The sequence below is a fragment of the Acinetobacter sp. RUH 2624 genome (assembly GCF_000162375.2).
GTDB classification, from domain to species: domain Bacteria; phylum Pseudomonadota; class Gammaproteobacteria; order Pseudomonadales; family Moraxellaceae; genus Acinetobacter; species Acinetobacter nosocomialis.
In genome coordinates this window covers 2,134,675-2,152,037 of record NZ_KI391939.1, presented here as the reverse complement: position 1 = coordinate 2,152,037, position 17,363 = coordinate 2,134,675, and the positions used below count along the sequence as shown (strand labels likewise).

Sequence of the window (17,363 nt, the reverse complement as noted above, 5' to 3'; positions counted from 1 at the left end):
GCTCTAAACAAGCGCCATTTTTGAAATAAAGGAAATAATTTTGACACCACATGCTTATGGGGTTGAAACATTACAAGTACAGCGGTTTAACAAAACCGAATCTGAAAATGTTTTAGATCATATTGTGCAAGAGTACCCAATTGCTTTGGTATATAACGGTATTTCACATGCGGTGATGATGGCAACACCGACCGATGTCGAATTATTTGCCAAAGGTTTTAGTCTCTCTGAAGGCATTTTGACCAGTTTAAAAGAGCTATATGTTCTTGATGTGCATCAAAATGAGTTGGGCATTACGGTTGAAATGACCATTTCATCGAGAGCATTTGCTGCATTAAAAGAGCATCGTCGCATGATGGTTGGTCGTACAGGCTGTGGTTTATGTGGCATTGAAAGTTTGGAGCAGTTTCAGTTAGATGTTCCCAAAATTACAACGCATGCATCAAAGCTATGGCTTGAGCAAATTCCGACTGCCATTTCCCATTTAAAAGCCCAGCAAGAAATTACCGCTTTAACAGGTGGGGCACATGCCGCGGCGTGGGTGGTTGATGGTCAAATCGTGGCTTTATTCGAAGATGTTGGCCGCCATAATGCTTTAGACAAATTAATTGGTTATATAGCGCAAGAAAACTACGACACCAGTTTAGGTTTTGTTGTCATGACCAGTCGGGCAAGTTATGAACTGATACGAAAATGTGCTCAGCTGAATATTAGCTTGCTTGCTTCAATTTCTGCACCGACCAGTATGGCCATTCAGTTAGCCAAACAATCTGGCCTGACATTGGCAAGTTTTTGTAGGGGAGACCGGTTTGTTTTATATACGGAAATTTAAAATATATCGTTCAATATGATGGGCTTAAAACCAAGCTCATCTAACATCTCTGTTGCTTTTAAGCTATGGATAGATTTTATAGATTATTATAAAACTCAAAAGGTTCAGAGTCTGTCCAAATGTCTTGGTTACAATCACTAAAAGAATGGGCAAAACGTCTAAAAAAACAAATTATTATGCTTTGGTTTGCCTCAAGGCATCCTCAAATGCCGTGGTTACCCAAAATTATTGCGGTAGTGGCTGTGGCTTATGCTTTTAGTCCTATCGACCTAATTCCAGACTTTATTCCTATATTAGGCTTTATTGATGATGCCATCATTTTACCCATACTCATTTGGTTAGCGCTTCGTTTTACGCCTCAGCAAGTCATTTTCGATGCAGAACAACAAGCCAAAGAATGGTTAGATGAACATGAGAAAGGGCCACGAAATTATTTGGTTGCTGTACTGATTATTTTAATTTGGCTCACACTTGCCGTGATGGCTTACTTTTATTTTGGTGGTGGTTTGTAGTTGAACTGAGTCTTAAAACCTGTGCGAATTTAATACCCTTAACATTGTGCTTTGCTACAACTCAAAGGATAATAACGTTTTTATAAACTATGGGTTGCAGACCATGAAAATCGTCGCAGATGAAAATTTGGCGTTTACCGATTACTTTTTTTCAGAATTTGGCGATATTCAACATCATGCAGGACGCACCTTAACGTACGCAGATGTGAAAGATGCTGAAGCTTTATTGGTCCGCTCAGTTACTGTTGTAAATGAAAGTTTAATTCAAAACACCGCTTTAAAATATGTAGGTAGTGCCACAATTGGTACTGATCATTTAGATATTCAAGCCCTAGAAAAACATAATATTACATGGGCCAATGCCGCAGGTTGTAATGCACAGGCAGTTGCTGAATATGTGATTACCGCTTTACTTCATTTAGATGGTAGCCTTTTAGAACAACAAGAAAAATTTACGCTAGGCATTGTGGGGCTTGGAAACGTGGGGAAACGTTTAGCTTATATGGCTCGGTTGCTTGGCTGGAACGTAATTGGCTTTGACCCATATGTAAAGTTAGATTCAATTGAAAATGTGAACTTTAAAGCCCTATTACAACAAGCGAATGCTATTTCAATTCATGTGCCGCTTACGAAAAACGGTGAACATGCGACATATCATCTTTTCAATGAAGAAACTTTTGCAGCGCTTCAACCAGATACGATTTTAATTAATAGCGCTCGTGGTCCGGTTGTGAAAGAAGCTGCTTTAATCGAAGACATTCAACGTACCAAACGTAAAGTTGTACTTGATGTATTTGAACATGAGCCAGTGATATCAGATGAGCTTTTAAATATGTTGGCTTTGGCGACACCGCATATTGCAGGTTATAGCTTGGAAGGAAAAGCTCGTGGTACACAAATGATTTATGAAGCGTTTTGCCAAAAATTTGGCTACGACATTAATAAGCGTTTCGAAACGCAGTTGCCTGCATGTGAAGATTATTTTTCAGGACATGACTTAAAAGCAGTGTTAAAGCAAAAAATATCTCATATTTATGATATTGCTCAAGATGATGCCAATATTCGTGCCTGTGTTAAAGATGGCAAAGTAGAGCAAAAAGCATTTGATTTATTACGTAAGAATTATCCACTGCGCCGTGAATGGGCAGCACACGGGGGACCGCAAGCATGAGTTTAAGTTATCAACCTACGTGTTCAATTGATGCTTTAAATGCTCGTGCCAAGCTTTATACCCAAATCCGTCAGTTCTTTGCAGAACGTGGGGTCATGGAAGTTGAAACACCCGTAGTTTCACAAGCAGGCGTTACCGATGTACATTTAGCCTCGGTTCAGGCTTTACGCCATATCAATGGCAAATTACAGACTCAGTATTTACAGACTTCTCCTGAGTTTGCCATGAAACGTTTGCTAGCAAGTGGTAGCGGACCGATTTATCAAATATGCAAGGTTTTTCGTGACGATGAACACGGGCGTAAACACAACAGTGAATTTACCATGCTCGAATGGTATCGTCCGGGTTTAGACTTAAAAGCATTAATGCATGAAACAGCCGATTTATTGCAAACCTGTTTACAGCATCGTTTTGGCGAAGTTCGTCCATTTATTTTAAGTTATAAGCATGCCTTTCAGGACCGTTTAGATATTAACCCGTTACAAGCAACTTTAAAGCAACTCAAAGATACTGCAAATCGTGTTGGTTTAAATCTTGATTTAGGTGATGACCGCTTAGCTTATATGGACTTGTTGTTTTCTCATTTTGTTGAGCCAAGTTTAGGTTTTGATGCACCTGTCTTTTTAACTGACTTTCCGCCAGAAATGGCGTCTTTGGCAAAAGTGAAAGTAGATGAAGATGGGGAAGAGGTCGCAGCGCGTTTTGAGGTTTATATCGAAGGTCTGGAACTTGCCAATGCTTACGATGAATTGCTTGATGCAGACGTGTTACGTTCACGCTTTGAAGCAGATAATGCAGAACGGGCTAAGCAAGGGCTTCATGTTGTGCCATTAGATGAGTATTTGTTAGCAGCTTTGCCTCATATGCCAGAATGTTCAGGAATTGCTTTAGGCATAGACCGATTACTCATGGTTGCAACCGAACAACTTAAAATTGAAAAAGTCATCGCATTTCCAGCCGAAATTGCCTGAGTGCGAGCAAATAAAAAAGCCACATATTGTGGCTTTTTTATTTGGAGCTTATTTAAATTAAGCTTGTTGAATCCCTGCAACCACCCAGTCTTGCTGAGAGCCAACAGGTTTTACAAAGTGCCAGATTTCTGTAAATGGCTGTGGCAAGCTATTTAAATCTTCACTTACTGTACCTGTGAAGCGTACGCTCACAATGTATTGACCATTTTCAGTCGCACTGTCTACAACCATTGCATTTAAGTTACTAAACTCAGCAACGTCCTGATCTTGATTCTCCATGATGTCGTTATACATAGAGTTATAAAGTTCAGGTGTTAAGTAGCGACGAATTTCTTCGATGTTACTTGCACTGTTGATTGACTGAATGTGGTTAAAACGCTGACGGGCAACACGTAAGAAAGAAGCAGGTTCACTACCATCTGGTAACTGGTTGCCATTACTTGTTGTTGCACCACCAAACGGTGCTTGAGTTGCTGTACCACCACCAACAGACTGACCAAAAATATTGGTATTGTCGTTTGAGTTAGTTGGTGCAGCTGAACGGCCAAATGTGTTTTGACCGTTGCTGTTTGGAGCGTAAGGATTATTTGCTGCTAATTTTTTTTTCCCGCCCAATTTGCGGAATACAAAAAAGGCAACAGCAGCAGCAAGTAATACCCATAACCAGCCTGGGATACCACCTTTCTTCTCTTGTTGCTGTTGAGCTTGAACCGCTTGTTGCTCGTTATCTGGCTGGGTTACACGTTGTTCAGTTGATGTTGGTTTGTCATCAGCTAAAGCATGTGCTGCAACAGCACCTACGGCAGCACCAGCTACACCAGCTGCAACCATTGAACCAACACCCGGACCAGATCTTTGAGGTGCTGTAGCAGGTTGTTGAACTGGAGTCACTTGACGAGGTTGTTGATATGACTGGCTTGAAGTGGTAGAGCGTGCCATGCCGTGGCTTTTACCACCACCTGCACGTTTTGCTTCAGCAAGAGGAGAAATTGCCAAAGCAGCCATTAAAATACCGGTTATCAAGCCGCGCTGGTGTACTTCCATAGGAAATTCCTGTTTAAAATTAATTTGTAATTGTATTTATGCAGTCATTTACACTAAATTTCAACTATAAAAATATGTTTTTTTATGTCAATTCATCGCTGAGCTGCATCGCTTCGGTAAGGGCTTCATGTAAGCGCGCCACAGCAATTACTTGTACTCCCGGAATCGCTTTTTGTGGTGCGTTGCCTCTAGGTAAAATGACATATTTAAAGCCGTGTTTTGCTGCTTCTTTTAAGCGCTCTTGACCATTCGGTACAGGTCGAATTTCACCTGAAAGACCAACTTCACCAAAAACTGCAAGTTGCTGAGGCAATGCCTTGGTACGTAAACTTGATGCACAAGCTAGTAAAACAGCCAAGTCAGAACCTGTTTCAGTAATTTTTAAACCACCGACAATGTTGACATAAACGTCTTGCCCTGTAGTTTGTACACCACCATGACGGTGCATTACAGCAAGCAACATGTTTAAACGGTTTTGTTCAAGACCAAGAGCGACACGTCTAGGTTGTCCTTGAGCATCATCAACTAAAGCTTGAACTTCAACTAAGAGTGGGCGAGTTCCTTCACGGCTAATCATGACAATTGAACCGGGAATGGCTTCGTCATAACGACTTAAGAAAATAGCAGAAGGGTTAGCCACTTCACGTAAGCCTTTATCGGTCATGCCAAATACACCAAGTTCATTGACTGCACCAAAACGGTTTTTCACCGCACGAATCATACGATAGCGTGAGTCTGATTGGCCTTCAAAATAAAGTACACAGTCCACCATATGTTCTAAAACGCGTGGGCCTGCTAGTGCACCTTCTTTGGTCACGTGACCAACAATAAATAACGCCGTGCCACTATTTTTTGCATAGCGGGTTAATAACGCAGCAGATTCACGAATTTGTGAAACCCCACCAGGTGCAGATTGAAGCGTTTCTGTGTAAAGCGTTTGAATCGAGTCCAAAATTGCTACCACAGGACGTTCTTGCTCTAAAACTTCACAAATGCGTTCGACACAGGTTTCAGCCATGACTTTTAACTGGTCTGTAGGCAAGTCAAGGCGCTGTGCACGCAAGGCCACCTGAGACAATGATTCTTCACCCGTAATATAAAGTGCAGAACTTTTTGCACTTGCCATGTGGGTTGCTGTTTGTAAAAGAATGGTCGATTTACCAATACCCGGGTCACCACCAATCAGGACTACTGAGCCTGTGACCAAGCCACCGCCAAGTACGCGGTCAAACTCGCTAATACCTGTAGGTAAGCGGGTTTCATGAGAAACTGAGACTTTATTTAGTGTTGTTATATTGGCAACTTGGCCTGCGTAGCCCCCAATTTTAGGACGAGCGCGATGGGCTGTAGTAGGTTCGAGTTTAACTTCAGTCAGAGAATTCCATTCACCACACTCTGAACATTGACCAGCCCATTTAGGATGATCCGCACCACATTGTTCGCAACGGTAAACAGTTTTGACTTTGCTCATATTCGACTTCGGTTTGTTAACTTCATAATCAGTAAAAACAGAGTATAGCAAAACGACACCCTGAACGTAGGCAGAACCCGATCATTTTTCAAAGGCTTATTTTTCACGCGTTGTCCAAAAATATTGGAATGTATTTTGCTTTAGCTAAGGTGGGAAATTTTTAGGATATTTACCTATGTCTAATCTTCAGCATCATGATCATGCTGGCGACTTACAGCGTAAGCTGACCAATCGCCATTTACAATTGATCGCTATTGGAGGGGCCATTGGAACAGGCCTGTTTATGGGGTCGGGCAAAACTATTTCATTGGCGGGGCCATCAATTTTATTTATCTATTTAATTATCGGCACCATGATTTTCTTTCTTATGCGTGCTTTGGGAGAGGTTTTACTTTCAAACCTAAATTATAAATCGTTTGTCGATATGGCTTATGACCTGATTGGGCCTTGGGCTGGTTTTTATGTCGGGTGGACCTACTGGGTAAGTTGGGTGCTCGTAGGTATGGCAGATTTAACTGCGGTGACGAGCTATCTGAGCTTTTGGCTCCCCAATGGAGTTAGTTTTAGCCCAATAGAACAGGCAATGATTAGTGCAGGCTGTGTTCTCTTTCTATTGATTTTAAACTTATTGACGGTTCGTTTATTTGGCGAAGTCGAATTTTGGTTTGCGATTATTAAAATTGTTGCCATTATTGCTCTAGTTCTTGCCGGCATCTATATGGTAGTGACCAAGTTCCAATCACCATCTGGCTCTGTTGCGGCTATTTCTAATATTTGGAATCATGGCGGTATGTTTCCTCATGGGGTAAATGGTTTCCTTGCCGGCTTCCAGATTGCGATCTTTGCTTTTATTGGGGTAGAACTGGTCGGGACTACAGCTGCTGAAACTAAAGACCCTCATAAACATTTGCCTAAAGCAATTAACGCAATTCCGATTCGCGTCATTTTATTCTATGTATTGGCATTAATGGTGGTGATGTCTGTAACGCCTTGGGATCAGGTAAAAGCAGACCGTAGTCCATTCGTTGAACTATTCTTAATGGCAGGTATTCCAACTGCTGCAATTATTATGAATCTAGTGGTGTTGTCATCGGTCATGTCATCGATGAATAGCGGTATTTTTTCAACTAGCCGAATGATGTATGGCTTATCGCGTGATGGTCAAGCACCTGAAACATTAGGTCAGTTGACTAAAAGTGCAGTTCCAGCAAATGGTTTAATTTTTTCCTGTGCCTGTATTATGGGTGGTGCTTTATTACAATATTTTGTGCCCAATACGATTGAAGCATTTACCTTGGCAACAACGTTATGCACTATTTTATTTTTAACGGTATGGATTTTGATTTTGATGTGTTATATCCGCTACCGTAAGTTATCTCCTGAACTGCATGAAAAATCGAACTTTAAAATGCCGGGTGGGGTAGCGATGAGTTATGTCGTTATTGTTTTCTTCTTATTTACGATTGCGATTTTAAGCCTTGAAGCAGACACAGCTAAGTCGCTTATGGTCAGTCCAATTTGGTTCCTCGTTCTTGCAATTGGTTACTTTGGTTTTTACAAGTCAAAAATAAAACGTAATTTTGCCCAAGAATAAATAACTTAGAAGCAAAATATAAAAAGGCAATCGATCTGATTGCCTTTTTTAATTGAAAAATCAAAGTGGTTCAAGTCTTAATTTTAGACTGGAAGGTGCGTTGTATTGCTATGTTCTTGTGCGTATTATCGGATTTAATTGTATGTATCTTGAAATTATCAGCCATACAGACAAAAATTGGTTAGCTGAAAAGTTGTCAAAAAATATACATTTAAAAGATACCTGCAAATGGTGCGATATCGTCTTTTTGATTTGAATTTAGCTAACGGACTAAAAAAATTACTGGAGTGTATTCATAAAATGTCGAATCAAAATCTGAGTGATCCTCATGAACAAGGTGAGCTCCATCGTAGTCTTTCCAATCGGCATTTACAGCTGATTGCAATTGGTGGTGCCATTGGTACTGGTTTATTCATGGGGTCAGGTAAAACAATTAGTCTTGCCGGCCCATCTATCTTATTCATTTATTTGATTATTGGTGTAATGGTGTTTTTTGTCATGCGTGCGCTTGGCGAATTACTCCTGTCAAATTTAACCTATAAATCATTTATTGATTTCACCACAGATTTAATTGGCCCATGGGCAGGTTATTTTGTGGGATGGACCTATTGGTTGTGTTGGATCACGATTGGTATTGCCGATCTGTCTGCAATTATCTATTACTTACAATTTTTCAATAACGGCCAGCCTTTCTCACCAGTTGAAGGGGCAATGATTAGTGTGGCTGCTATTGTATTTATTATGGGTTTGAACCTGTTAACTGTACGCCTATTTGGTGAATTAGAGTTCTGGTTTGCGCTTATTAAGATCCTTGCGATTATTATTTTAATTGCAGTGGGTCTATGGATGATCTTTACTGGCTTTACTTCTAGTACGGGCGAGGTGGCTTCATTTACTCATTTATGGGCAAATGGCGGTTTCTTCCCAACAGGGGTGCATGGCTTCTTGGCTGGCTTCCAGATCGCGATCTTTGCTTTCGTGGGTGTAGAACTTGTGGGAACAACAGCTGCTGAAACCAAAGATCCTGAGCGTAACTTACCTAAAGCGATTAACTCAATTCCAGTTCGTATCATTATTTTCTACGTCTTGGCATTGCTTATCGTGATGTCGGTAACTCCGTGGAATAGAATTGATCCGGCGATCAGCCCATTTGTAAACTTGTTTAGCCAAGCTGGTATTGCGGCAGCAGCGATCTTGATGAACTTAGTAGTATTGTCATCAGTTATGTCTTCGATGAACAGCGGTGTATTCTCAACAAGCCGTATGTTGTTTGGTTTATCTCGTGAAGATCAAGGTCCAAAAGCTTTTGGTAAATTGAACAGACGTGCAGTACCTGCAAATGCATTGTATTTTTCTGCTGCATGTTTATTGTTAGGTGCGGCATTACAGTATTTTGTACCAAATACAGTTGAAGCATTCACTCTTGCAACAACGCTTTCAACTATTTTGTTCATTTGCGTGTGGTTACTGATTATCTGGAGTTATATCCGTTACTACACGACACGCCCTGAACTGCATGCTAAATCAACATTTAAATTGCCGGGCGGCCTATTTACCTGTTGGATCACGATTATTTTCTTTGTTGGCATGATTTATGTGCTGTCTTTAGAGCCAGATACTTTTAAAGCACTGAAAGTCAGCCCAATCTGGTTTGTTATCCTGATCATTGGTTATTTCTTCTTCTATAAACCACGTCATAAAAAGTAATGAAATTGATTTACTTATGGCTAAACGCCAGCTGAAAAGCTGGCGTTTTTTATGCATATTGTTTTTCTATTCAAGTTTACTCTTTAGCCGCTTGCATGATCACGGTATACTGCATCGAATTGTTTAAATCAGGTGCTCAGATGCTTCGTGTCATTTGCCTCATCAGTTTATTGAGCAGCAGTATTTTGCTTACAGCTTGCGGTCAGTCAGGAGCATTACAGCTACCTTCTGATCCAAATTATGACCACCGTGCAAAATACTTGCTCTATCGTAATAAAGAATCAAAACAAGTTGTGCAAAAAGATGAAAAGGCTGAACAGCCAGTCGAGTCATCATCAGCTCCAACCCAAACAACTTCACCTTAAGCTTTGAAATAAGGACACATTCATGAGTTTCACCCGCATTAATGGAGTATTGCATGCAGAGCAATGTTCTCTAGAGCAGCTTGCGCAGCAATTTGGCACACCGTTATATGTTTATTCAAAAACAGCTTTTGAAAAACATTATTTAGATATGGACCGTGCCTTTGACTTTATTGATCATCAAATCTGTTTTGCGGTGAAGTCTAACTCAAACTTGGCTGTTCTTAGTGTTTTGGCAAAACTTGGTGCGGGTTTTGATATTGTCTCTGGTGGTGAGTTGGCTCGTGTTTTAAAAGCGGGTGGGGATGCTTCTAAAATCGTATTTTCAGGTTTAGGTAAAACTGAAGTCGATATTGAAACCTCACTCAATGTAGGCATTGCTTGTTTTAATGTTGAGTCTTATGCAGAGCTAGACCGCATTCAAAAAGTAGCTGCTCGCTTAGGTAAAAAAGCGCCTATTTCTTTGCGTGTAAATCCTGATGTCGATGCAAAAACACATCCTTATATTTCAACTGGTTTAAAAGAAAATAAATTTGGTATTCCAAGTGATGCTGTTTATGAAACTTATCAATACGCAGCTTCTTTACCTAACCTTGAAATTGTAGGTATTGACTGTCACATTGGTTCACAGCTCACTGAAACTAAACCATTTGTTGATGCTTTAGACCGTGTCATTGTGATGATTGATGAGTTGAAGAAACTAGGCATCAATCTTAAGCATATCGATATAGGTGGTGGTTTAGGGGTTTGTTATAAAGATGAGACGCCACCAAGTGTTGAAGAATATGCAAACTCTATGAAACCTGCTTTAGAAAAGTTAGGTCTTAAGGTTTATATGGAGCCGGGCCGTAGCATCAGTGCAAATGCGGGCGTACTTTTAACTAAAGTTGATTTGCTTAAACCAACTACACATCGTAACTTCGCTATTATTGATGCAGCAATGAATGATTTAATCCGTCCTGCTTTATATGAAGCTTGGATGGATATTCAGCCTGTTGTGCCACGTACCGATACTGAAGAAAAAGTATGGGACCTCGTTGGTGCGATTTGTGAGACAGGTGACTTTATTGGTAAAGACCGCTCACTTGCATTACAAGAAAATGACTTGTTGGCTGTACTCGGTGCAGGGGCTTATGGCTTTGTGATGAGTTCAAATTACAACACGCGTGGTCGTGCTGCAGAAGTCATGGTATCAGGTGAAAACAGCTATTTAATTCGTGAACGTGAAACGGTTGAGTCGCTTTGGGAAAAAGAACGTTTATTGCCTGAGGAGTAAATGAGATGTTATTAGAATTTACCAAAATGCATGGTTTGGGCAATGATTTCATGGTGGTTGACCTAATTAGCCAAAGAGCTTATTTAGATACTGCAACCATTCAACGTTTGGCAGATCGACACTTTGGTGTTGGCTTTGACCAGCTTTTAATTGTTGAACCACCAGATGTACCAGAAGCTGACTTTAAATACCGTATTTTCAACGCAGATGGTTCTGAGGTTGAACAATGTGGTAATGGCGTACGTTGTTTCGCTCGTTTTGTGCATGAACGTCATTTAACCAATAAAACCAACATTACCGTACAAACCAAAGCAGGTATTGTTAAGCCTGAGCTTGGGCAAAATGGTTGGGTACGCGTAAATATGGGCTACCCAAAGTTTCTACCAAATGAAATTCCATTTGTTGCGGAAGAGCCAGAAGCCTTATATACCCTTGAGCTGGCAAATGACCAAAACATTAGTATTGACGTAGTCAACATGGGGAATCCTCATGCAGTCACTATTGTTCCAGACGTACTCACTGCTGATGTAGCAGGTATTGGTCCACAAGTTGAATCACATAAACGTTTCCCTGAGCGTGTTAATGCCGGCTTTATGCAAGTAATTGATGAAAAACATGTTCGCTTACGTGTATTTGAACGTGGTGTTGGTGAAACATTAGCTTGTGGTACAGGGGCATGTGCTGCTGCGGTAAGTGGTATGCGCCGTGGTTTGCTTGCGAACTCAGTTGAAGTTGAACTTGCTGGTGGTAAGTTGCAAATTGAATGGCAAGAAGGTGACGTGGTCTGGATGACTGGTCCAACAACCCATGTATATGATGGGCGTTTGGATTTACGTTATTTCCAAGGTTAATCGCGTAGCCTAAATAGAAGCCTCTTTTCATCAGTTAAAGCGATAAAAGAGGCTTTCTTTTATATGTACAATAATTTTTTAATTTCATTACCTTATAAAAAAATGAATAATTTAATTTTCTTACCCGGTGCGTCAGGCAGTACTGCATTTTTGTATCCCTTAATTGAAAAATTACCTCAGCAATACCATACAAAAATTATTGGTTACCCCGGTTTCGGTGATACACCAGAATCTCTTGAAGTAAAAAGTTTTGAAGACCTAACAAATTATGTGGTCGACCAAATTAATGAAGAATCTATCATTGTTGCCCAATCTATGGGTGGGATTTTTGCCGTTGCCGCAGCGCTACAAAAACCTCATTTGGTGAAAGGGTTGGTCTTAATTGCAACTTCTGGTGGAATTAACCTTAAACGATTTAATGTGCAAGACTGGCGTGAAGCATATCGCCAAACATTTTTAAAATATCCAGATTGGTTTGTTACCACTAATGCTAACTATGAAGAGTTTTTGTCAGATATAAATGTTGAAACTTTATTAATCTGGGGTGATAAAGATCCGGTAAGTCCAGTTTCGGTGGGCCAATATTTAAATCGAAAGTTTGAAAAGTCGACTTTATATGTTGTGAAAGATGGGGACCATCAATTAGCAGAAAAACATGCCGATGAAGTAGCAGTCAAAATAGAAAGCTATTTAAGAAACCTAATGTAAATCTTTAACTATTATTTAGCGTGCTATGGGTTAGCACGCTTTTTAAAATTTATCTTTTACTTAAAGCTAATTTCAATGCGAACAGAACAAAAATACTGCCCGTAATTCGGTCCATATATTTCACAAATTTAGGTTGTTTTAAATAACGTGAAAGTGGTTGCATAGCCATAATTAATAGACTTGACCATAATACGCCAATCACGACATGAATCATTACAAGTCCCATCACCCAAGTGATAGCAGATGCTTGGGCTGGAATGAATTGTGGAAGAAATGAAATATAAAAAATACCAACTTTGGGATTGAGTAAATTGCCAAAGAAACCTTTAACAAACCAATTCTCTGATGTAGAGCGATTTGGATTATTTTCTTGTATGTCTGCAAGTTGGCTACGTGGTTTTAAAATCATATTTAAACCCAGCCATGCTAAATAAGCTGCACCCATCCATTTCAATAGATTAAAAGCTAAGTCAGATGCCATCAGTAGGGCACCTAGACCGCATGCCACGACAATTCCCCAAGCAATACAGCCAAGACTAATTCCAAGAGCTGCTTGAAATGCTTTAGATTTACCTTCAAGTGTGGCAGTGCGAATAATTAAAGTTGTATCTAAGCCGGGAGTAAGCGTAAGTAGAGTAATTGCAATTAAATAAGGTATGAGTATGGTGGTCATGGCAGTAAGGTCCAATGAATACTTGGTATAAATTGTAATATATAAGTTAGATTCATTATGCTGTGCGATATGAAATTTTTATGTTCAAATAGTTTTTGGTACACTCAAAAAAATGGGCAAATAATGGAGAGCAATTTGGATTTTGCATTACAACTGCTCTCAATGTGGTTAAAAGAAAGAAAAATTCAGAACCAGTCTGAGCATACAATCACGGCTTATGAGCGAGATGTGAAAAGCTTTCTTGAATTCTGTGACTCAAAAAAAATTAATTTAAAAAATGTTGAAGCTTCAGATTTACGTGAATATCTGGCTCAGCGTGTTGAGCAAGACCAGTTAAGCGCAAGTAGCATGCAGCGTCATCTCACTTCTATACGCCAGTTTATGAAGTGGGCTGAACAGGGCAAATACCTAGAAATTAATCCTACTGACGATTTTAAATTGAAACGTCAGCCTAGACCTTTACCGGGCATGATCGACATAGAAACGGTTAATCAAATTTTAGATCAACCCATGCCGGAAAAACCAATTGATCAGCAATTGTGGTTGCGAGATAAAGCCATGTTGGAACTACTGTATTCAAGTGGTTTACGACTCGCTGAACTACAAGGCCTCACAATTAAAGATATCGATTTTAATCGTCATCTTGTTCGTATTACGGGTAAAGGAAATAAAACCCGTATTGTCCCGTTTGGGAAAAAGGCAAAAGAAAGTCTATTGAACTGGCTCAAAGTTTATAAAATCTGGAAAGGGCATTTTGATCAAAATGCTTTTGTTTTTATTTCACAGCATGGTGGTGTGCTCACTCCACGACAAATTGAAAAACGAGTAAAACTTCAGGCACAACGAGCAGGTGTAAATGTCGACTTACATCCACATTTACTTCGACATTGTTTTGCTAGCCATATGTTATCAAGTAGTGGTGATTTGCGTTCAGTCCAAGAAATGTTAGGCCATAGCAACTTATCGACTACCCAAATTTATACGCATATCGATTTTGATCATTTGGCTCAAGTATATGATCAGGCCCATCCACGAGCGACTAAGCATTAAGACATTTAAGATAAATTATCCATCAATAAGCAACTTTGATTGCATTGAATAAGATGAATGTAGAGATCATTTGTACTTTTTTACAAATTTGTTTAAAAGAAATATGTGAAATTACCCAATTGACCATTTTGAACTTTGCACATTTTGTCGGCATATATGGCCTAAAAACGATAAAATTTGACTCATTTATAAGGCGTTTATGTTTCTGGCTGATAAGGTGAATAAGATAAAAAAATAATAAAAATCAATGTATAAAATAGACTTTAAAAAGAATAAAATAAGGGTGAGTCAGGTGTGAAATTTTTTTTATGAACTGATGATTTCATTTTTTTTGTACTGTTCCAGAAAATTGTGACTTGACCGAAATGCCAAACACATTGCAAGATAGGGTACCTAAAAAATTTGAATTGAAGAGTTAATATACTTTTCTCAACATTTACTTTTGCTAGAACAGCCGAGGATTACATGAAGGCTCTTGTTGCTGTAAAACGTGTGGTTGATGCCAACGTTAAAGTTCGTGTTAAGCCGGACAATAGTGGGGTTGACCTTACCAACGTTAAAATGTCAATTAACCCATTTTGTGAAATCGCAGTGGAAGAAGCGGTTCGCTTAAAAGAAAAAGGAACAGTATCAGAAATCGTTGTTGTTTCTATTGGTCCTAAAGAAGCTCAAGAACAAATCCGTTCTGCAATGGCTTTGGGTGCAGACCGCGGTATTTTAGTTGAAACCACTGATGAAATTGGCGCTCTAGAAGTTGCTAAAATCTTAAAAGGTGTTGTTGATGCTGAGAAACCAGAACTTATCCTTCTTGGTAAACAAGCAATTGATGATGACTCAAACCAAGTAGGTCAAATGCTTGGCGCATTATTAGGTGCTGGACAAGGTACGTTTGCTTCTGAAGTGAAAGTGGATGGCGGTAAAGTACAAGTGACTCGTGAAATCGACGGTGGTTTACAAACTGTTGAACTTGCGCTTCCTGCAATTATTACAACTGACTTGCGTTTAAACGAGCCACGTTATGCTGCATTGCCTAACATTATGAAAGCTCGTAAAAAACCGCTTGATACTAAATCTCCTGCTGATTACGGTGTTACAGCTGGTACTAAGCTTAAAACTGTTAAAGTTGAAGCGCCTGCAGAACGTAAAGCTGGCGTACAAGTGAAATCTGTAGATGAGCTTGTTGAAAAATTGAAAAATGAAGCGAAAGTGATCTAATACGGAAGGATAAAATCATGAGTATTTTAGTTATCGCTGATCACAACAACCAGACACTTAACGGTGCTACTTTAAACGTTGTTGCTGCAGCTCAAAAAATCGGTGGTGATATTACTGTATTAGTTGCTGGTTCAGGCGCTCAAGCAGTTGCTGACGCTGCTGCTAAAGTTGCTGGTGTAAGCAAAGTATTACTTGCTGACAACGCTGCTTATGCAAACCAATTAGCTGAAAATGTAGCTGGCTTAGTTGCTGACTTGGCTAAAGGTTACAAATACGTTTTAGCTGCTTCTACAACGACTGGTAAGAACATTCTTCCACGTGTTGCTGCGCTTCTTGATGTAAGCATGATCACAGACATTATTTCTGTTGAATCTGCGAACACATTCAAGCGTCCAATCTACGCTGGTAACGCGATTGCAACTGTTCAATCTGACGAAGCAATCATTGTTGGTACTGTTCGTGGTACAGCATTTGATCCAGTTGCTGCGGAAGGTGGTTCGGCTGCGATTGAGACTGTTGGCGAAGTAAAAGACGCTGGCATTTCTAAATTCGTATCTGAAGAAATCGTTAAACTTGATCGTCCAGAATTAACGGCTGCTCGTATTGTTGTATCTGGTGGTCGTGGTGTAGGTTCTGGTGAGAACTACCACAAAGTACTTGATCCATTAGCTGACAAGCTTGGTGCAGCACAAGGTGCTTCACGTGCAGCAGTTGATGCAGGTTTCGTACCTAACGATTTCCAAGTTGGTCAAACTGGTAAAATCGTTGCACCTGAGCTTTACATTGCTGTAGGTATTTCTGGTGCGATTCAGCACTTGGCTGGTATGAAAGATTCTAAAGTTATTGTTGCAATCAACAAAGACGAAGAAGCGCCAATCAACAGCGTTGCTGACTACTGGTTAGTTGGTGATTTAAATGCTGTAGTACCAGAGTTGGTAAGCAAGTTGTAATTTACAGCTTAATACTTATTCGAAAAACGCCCTTGTGCTATAACTAGCCAAGGGTGTTTTTTATTTCGATCATTATTATGAATATTAACTATTCTGCTTCCATAAAAGCTCATCAATTGCATCAGTCATTGGTGAGATTGGCACGGGCAGATATGGCACGAGATTATTTATGTATTCGATCTAAAAATCAGCATGGACTAGCCAATATTAAAGTTAACCAGTTGCACATGGGATTTATTTTATATGGGCAACAACAATTAAATCTTCAAAAAAAACAATTCAATTTTAATGCCGGTGATCTATACATTATAAAACCCGATACGGTTATCGATGCAGTTAATTTGCCTGACCCTATAACGGGTGAATACCTCACTATTCTTGTGCCTATGTGTGATGAAGTTATTCAAGCTGCACAAATGATTTGGGCAAAGCCAGTTGTAGACAGAACCGACGCAATATTAATGTTTTCAATCGATGATTTCGCTACATCATTAACCGAGTGGCAAAGGGCTTTGTTTAATGATGATGTAGTGAAAGCACGTTTATGTATTACCGCTATACTTGTACAGTTATGCCAACGGCATTGTTCAGATGTATTAATTGTACCGCCACCTAAATTGACAAAAATCATTCACGATTGGGTAATAGAGAATCCACAGCACCATTGGCAGTCTAGTGAGTTTGAAATGCGACTAGGTTTGAGCAGCGCAACACTTCGCCGCAAACTTAGCCATGAAGATACAACCTTAAGAGAAACGATTACGCATGCACGTCTTACATATGCGCTTGAGTTGTTGTATTCGAAAAAGTTACCTATGAAAACGATTGCAGCAAAATCTGGATACCAGTCTGTTGCTATTTTTCGTGATCGCTTTGTAGAGCGTTATGGGGTAGATCCAGCTGTTCTAGCTGCAGAATAAGTCAATTTGAGCGTTTCTTATCGCTTATTGAGCGATTTAAATAGATAAAAACCAAT

At 39.8% G+C, this 17,363-nt stretch carries 17 protein-coding genes; 14 read left to right on the top strand and 3 right to left on the bottom strand.

Annotated features, from left to right (window positions below; translation table 11 throughout):
- Window positions 1–40: 40 nt before the first annotated feature.
- The 4 genes from fdhD (at window position 41) to epmA (ending at window position 3,486) form a co-directional block, all read left to right on the top strand.
- Window positions 41–832, top strand: coding sequence for a formate dehydrogenase accessory sulfurtransferase FdhD (gene fdhD, locus HMPREF0014_RS16780; RefSeq protein WP_004885663.1), 792 nt, complete (start codon window positions 41–43; stop codon window positions 830–832).
- 119 nt (window positions 833–951) lie between these two features.
- Window positions 952–1,344, top strand: a complete 393-nt coding sequence (locus HMPREF0014_RS16775; protein ID WP_004885664.1) for a YkvA family protein — start codon at window positions 952–954, stop codon at window positions 1,342–1,344.
- Window positions 1,345–1,447: 103 nt separating this feature from the next.
- Window positions 1,448–2,515: a 4-phosphoerythronate dehydrogenase gene (locus tag HMPREF0014_RS16770; protein ID WP_004885667.1), complete on the top strand. Its 1,068-nt coding sequence runs from the start codon at window positions 1,448–1,450 to the stop codon at window positions 2,513–2,515.
- A complete protein-coding gene (gene epmA, locus HMPREF0014_RS16765) occupies window positions 2,512–3,486 on the top strand; it encodes an EF-P lysine aminoacylase EpmA (RefSeq protein ID WP_004885668.1) in 975 nt (324 codons plus the stop codon). Before HMPREF0014_RS16770 ends, epmA begins: the two co-directional genes overlap by 4 nt.
- 57 nt (window positions 3,487–3,543) lie before the next feature.
- Here the strand turns inward: epmA and HMPREF0014_RS16760 are convergent, their stop codons facing one another.
- Both HMPREF0014_RS16760 and radA read right to left on the bottom strand, forming a co-directional pair.
- On the bottom strand, window positions 3,544–4,530 hold the full coding sequence (locus HMPREF0014_RS16760; RefSeq protein WP_002048497.1) for a Tim44-like domain-containing protein: 987 nt from the start codon (window positions 4,528–4,530) through the stop codon (window positions 3,544–3,546).
- Window positions 4,531–4,612: 82 nt separating this feature from the next.
- Window positions 4,613–6,001: a DNA repair protein RadA gene (radA, locus tag HMPREF0014_RS16755; RefSeq protein WP_004707421.1), complete on the bottom strand. Its 1,389-nt coding sequence runs from the start codon at window positions 5,999–6,001 to the stop codon at window positions 4,613–4,615.
- A 175-nt stretch (window positions 6,002–6,176) separates the two neighbouring features.
- Here radA and HMPREF0014_RS16750 point away from each other — a divergent pair, with 175 nt between their 5' ends.
- The 6 genes from HMPREF0014_RS16750 (at window position 6,177) to HMPREF0014_RS16725 (ending at window position 12,499) form a co-directional block, all read left to right on the top strand.
- Entirely contained in the window at window positions 6,177–7,595 is a 1,419-nt protein-coding gene (locus HMPREF0014_RS16750; RefSeq protein ID WP_004885671.1) for an amino acid permease, read from the top strand.
- Window positions 7,596–7,895: 300 nt separating this feature from the next.
- Entirely contained in the window at window positions 7,896–9,302 is a 1,407-nt protein-coding gene (locus HMPREF0014_RS16745; protein ID WP_004885673.1) for an amino acid permease, read from the top strand.
- Window positions 9,303–9,442: 140 nt separating this feature from the next.
- The gene (locus tag HMPREF0014_RS16740) at window positions 9,443–9,667 is read left to right on the top strand and encodes a lipoprotein (protein ID WP_002048546.1); all 225 of its coding nucleotides are present in this window, start codon (window positions 9,443–9,445) and stop codon (window positions 9,665–9,667) included.
- A 22-nt stretch (window positions 9,668–9,689) separates the two neighbouring features.
- Window positions 9,690–10,940 (top strand): diaminopimelate decarboxylase, encoded by a 1,251-nt coding sequence (lysA, locus tag HMPREF0014_RS16735; RefSeq protein ID WP_004885675.1) that lies wholly within the window; start codon window positions 9,690–9,692, stop codon window positions 10,938–10,940.
- Window positions 10,941–10,945: 5 nt separating this feature from the next.
- Window positions 10,946–11,791, top strand: coding sequence for a diaminopimelate epimerase (gene dapF, locus HMPREF0014_RS16730; protein WP_002048521.1), 846 nt, complete (start codon window positions 10,946–10,948; stop codon window positions 11,789–11,791).
- 102 nt (window positions 11,792–11,893) lie between these two features.
- Window positions 11,894–12,499, top strand: coding sequence for an alpha/beta fold hydrolase (locus tag HMPREF0014_RS16725; RefSeq protein WP_025467341.1), 606 nt, complete (start codon window positions 11,894–11,896; stop codon window positions 12,497–12,499).
- Between the two features lie 49 nt (window positions 12,500–12,548).
- Here HMPREF0014_RS16725 and HMPREF0014_RS16720 read toward each other — a convergent pair whose 3' ends face one another.
- Window positions 12,549–13,172, bottom strand: a complete 624-nt coding sequence (locus tag HMPREF0014_RS16720; RefSeq protein ID WP_004885680.1) for a LysE family translocator — start codon at window positions 13,170–13,172, stop codon at window positions 12,549–12,551.
- Between the two features lie 162 nt (window positions 13,173–13,334).
- Between HMPREF0014_RS16720 and xerA the strand changes: the two genes are divergently transcribed.
- The 4 genes from xerA to HMPREF0014_RS16700 all read left to right on the top strand — a co-directional run bounded on the left by xerA (window position 13,335) and on the right by HMPREF0014_RS16700 (window position 17,307).
- Window positions 13,335–14,222: a site-specific tyrosine recombinase/integron integrase gene (gene xerA, locus HMPREF0014_RS16715; RefSeq protein WP_079377049.1), complete on the top strand. Its 888-nt coding sequence runs from the start codon at window positions 13,335–13,337 to the stop codon at window positions 14,220–14,222.
- Between the two features lie 465 nt (window positions 14,223–14,687).
- Window positions 14,688–15,437 carry an electron transfer flavoprotein subunit beta/FixA family protein gene (locus HMPREF0014_RS16710; protein WP_000646180.1) on the top strand — a complete coding sequence of 250 codons (750 nt, stop codon included), beginning with the start codon at window positions 14,688–14,690 and terminating at the stop codon, window positions 15,435–15,437.
- Between the two features lie 17 nt (window positions 15,438–15,454).
- Complete coding sequence (locus HMPREF0014_RS16705) at window positions 15,455–16,387, top strand: FAD-binding protein (RefSeq protein WP_004699815.1); 933 nt, start codon at window positions 15,455–15,457, stop codon at window positions 16,385–16,387.
- A 77-nt stretch (window positions 16,388–16,464) separates the two neighbouring features.
- The gene (locus tag HMPREF0014_RS16700; protein WP_004885686.1) at window positions 16,465–17,307 is read left to right on the top strand and encodes an AraC family transcriptional regulator; all 843 of its coding nucleotides are present in this window, start codon (window positions 16,465–16,467) and stop codon (window positions 17,305–17,307) included.
- The last annotated feature ends 56 nt before the right edge of the window (window positions 17,308–17,363 follow it).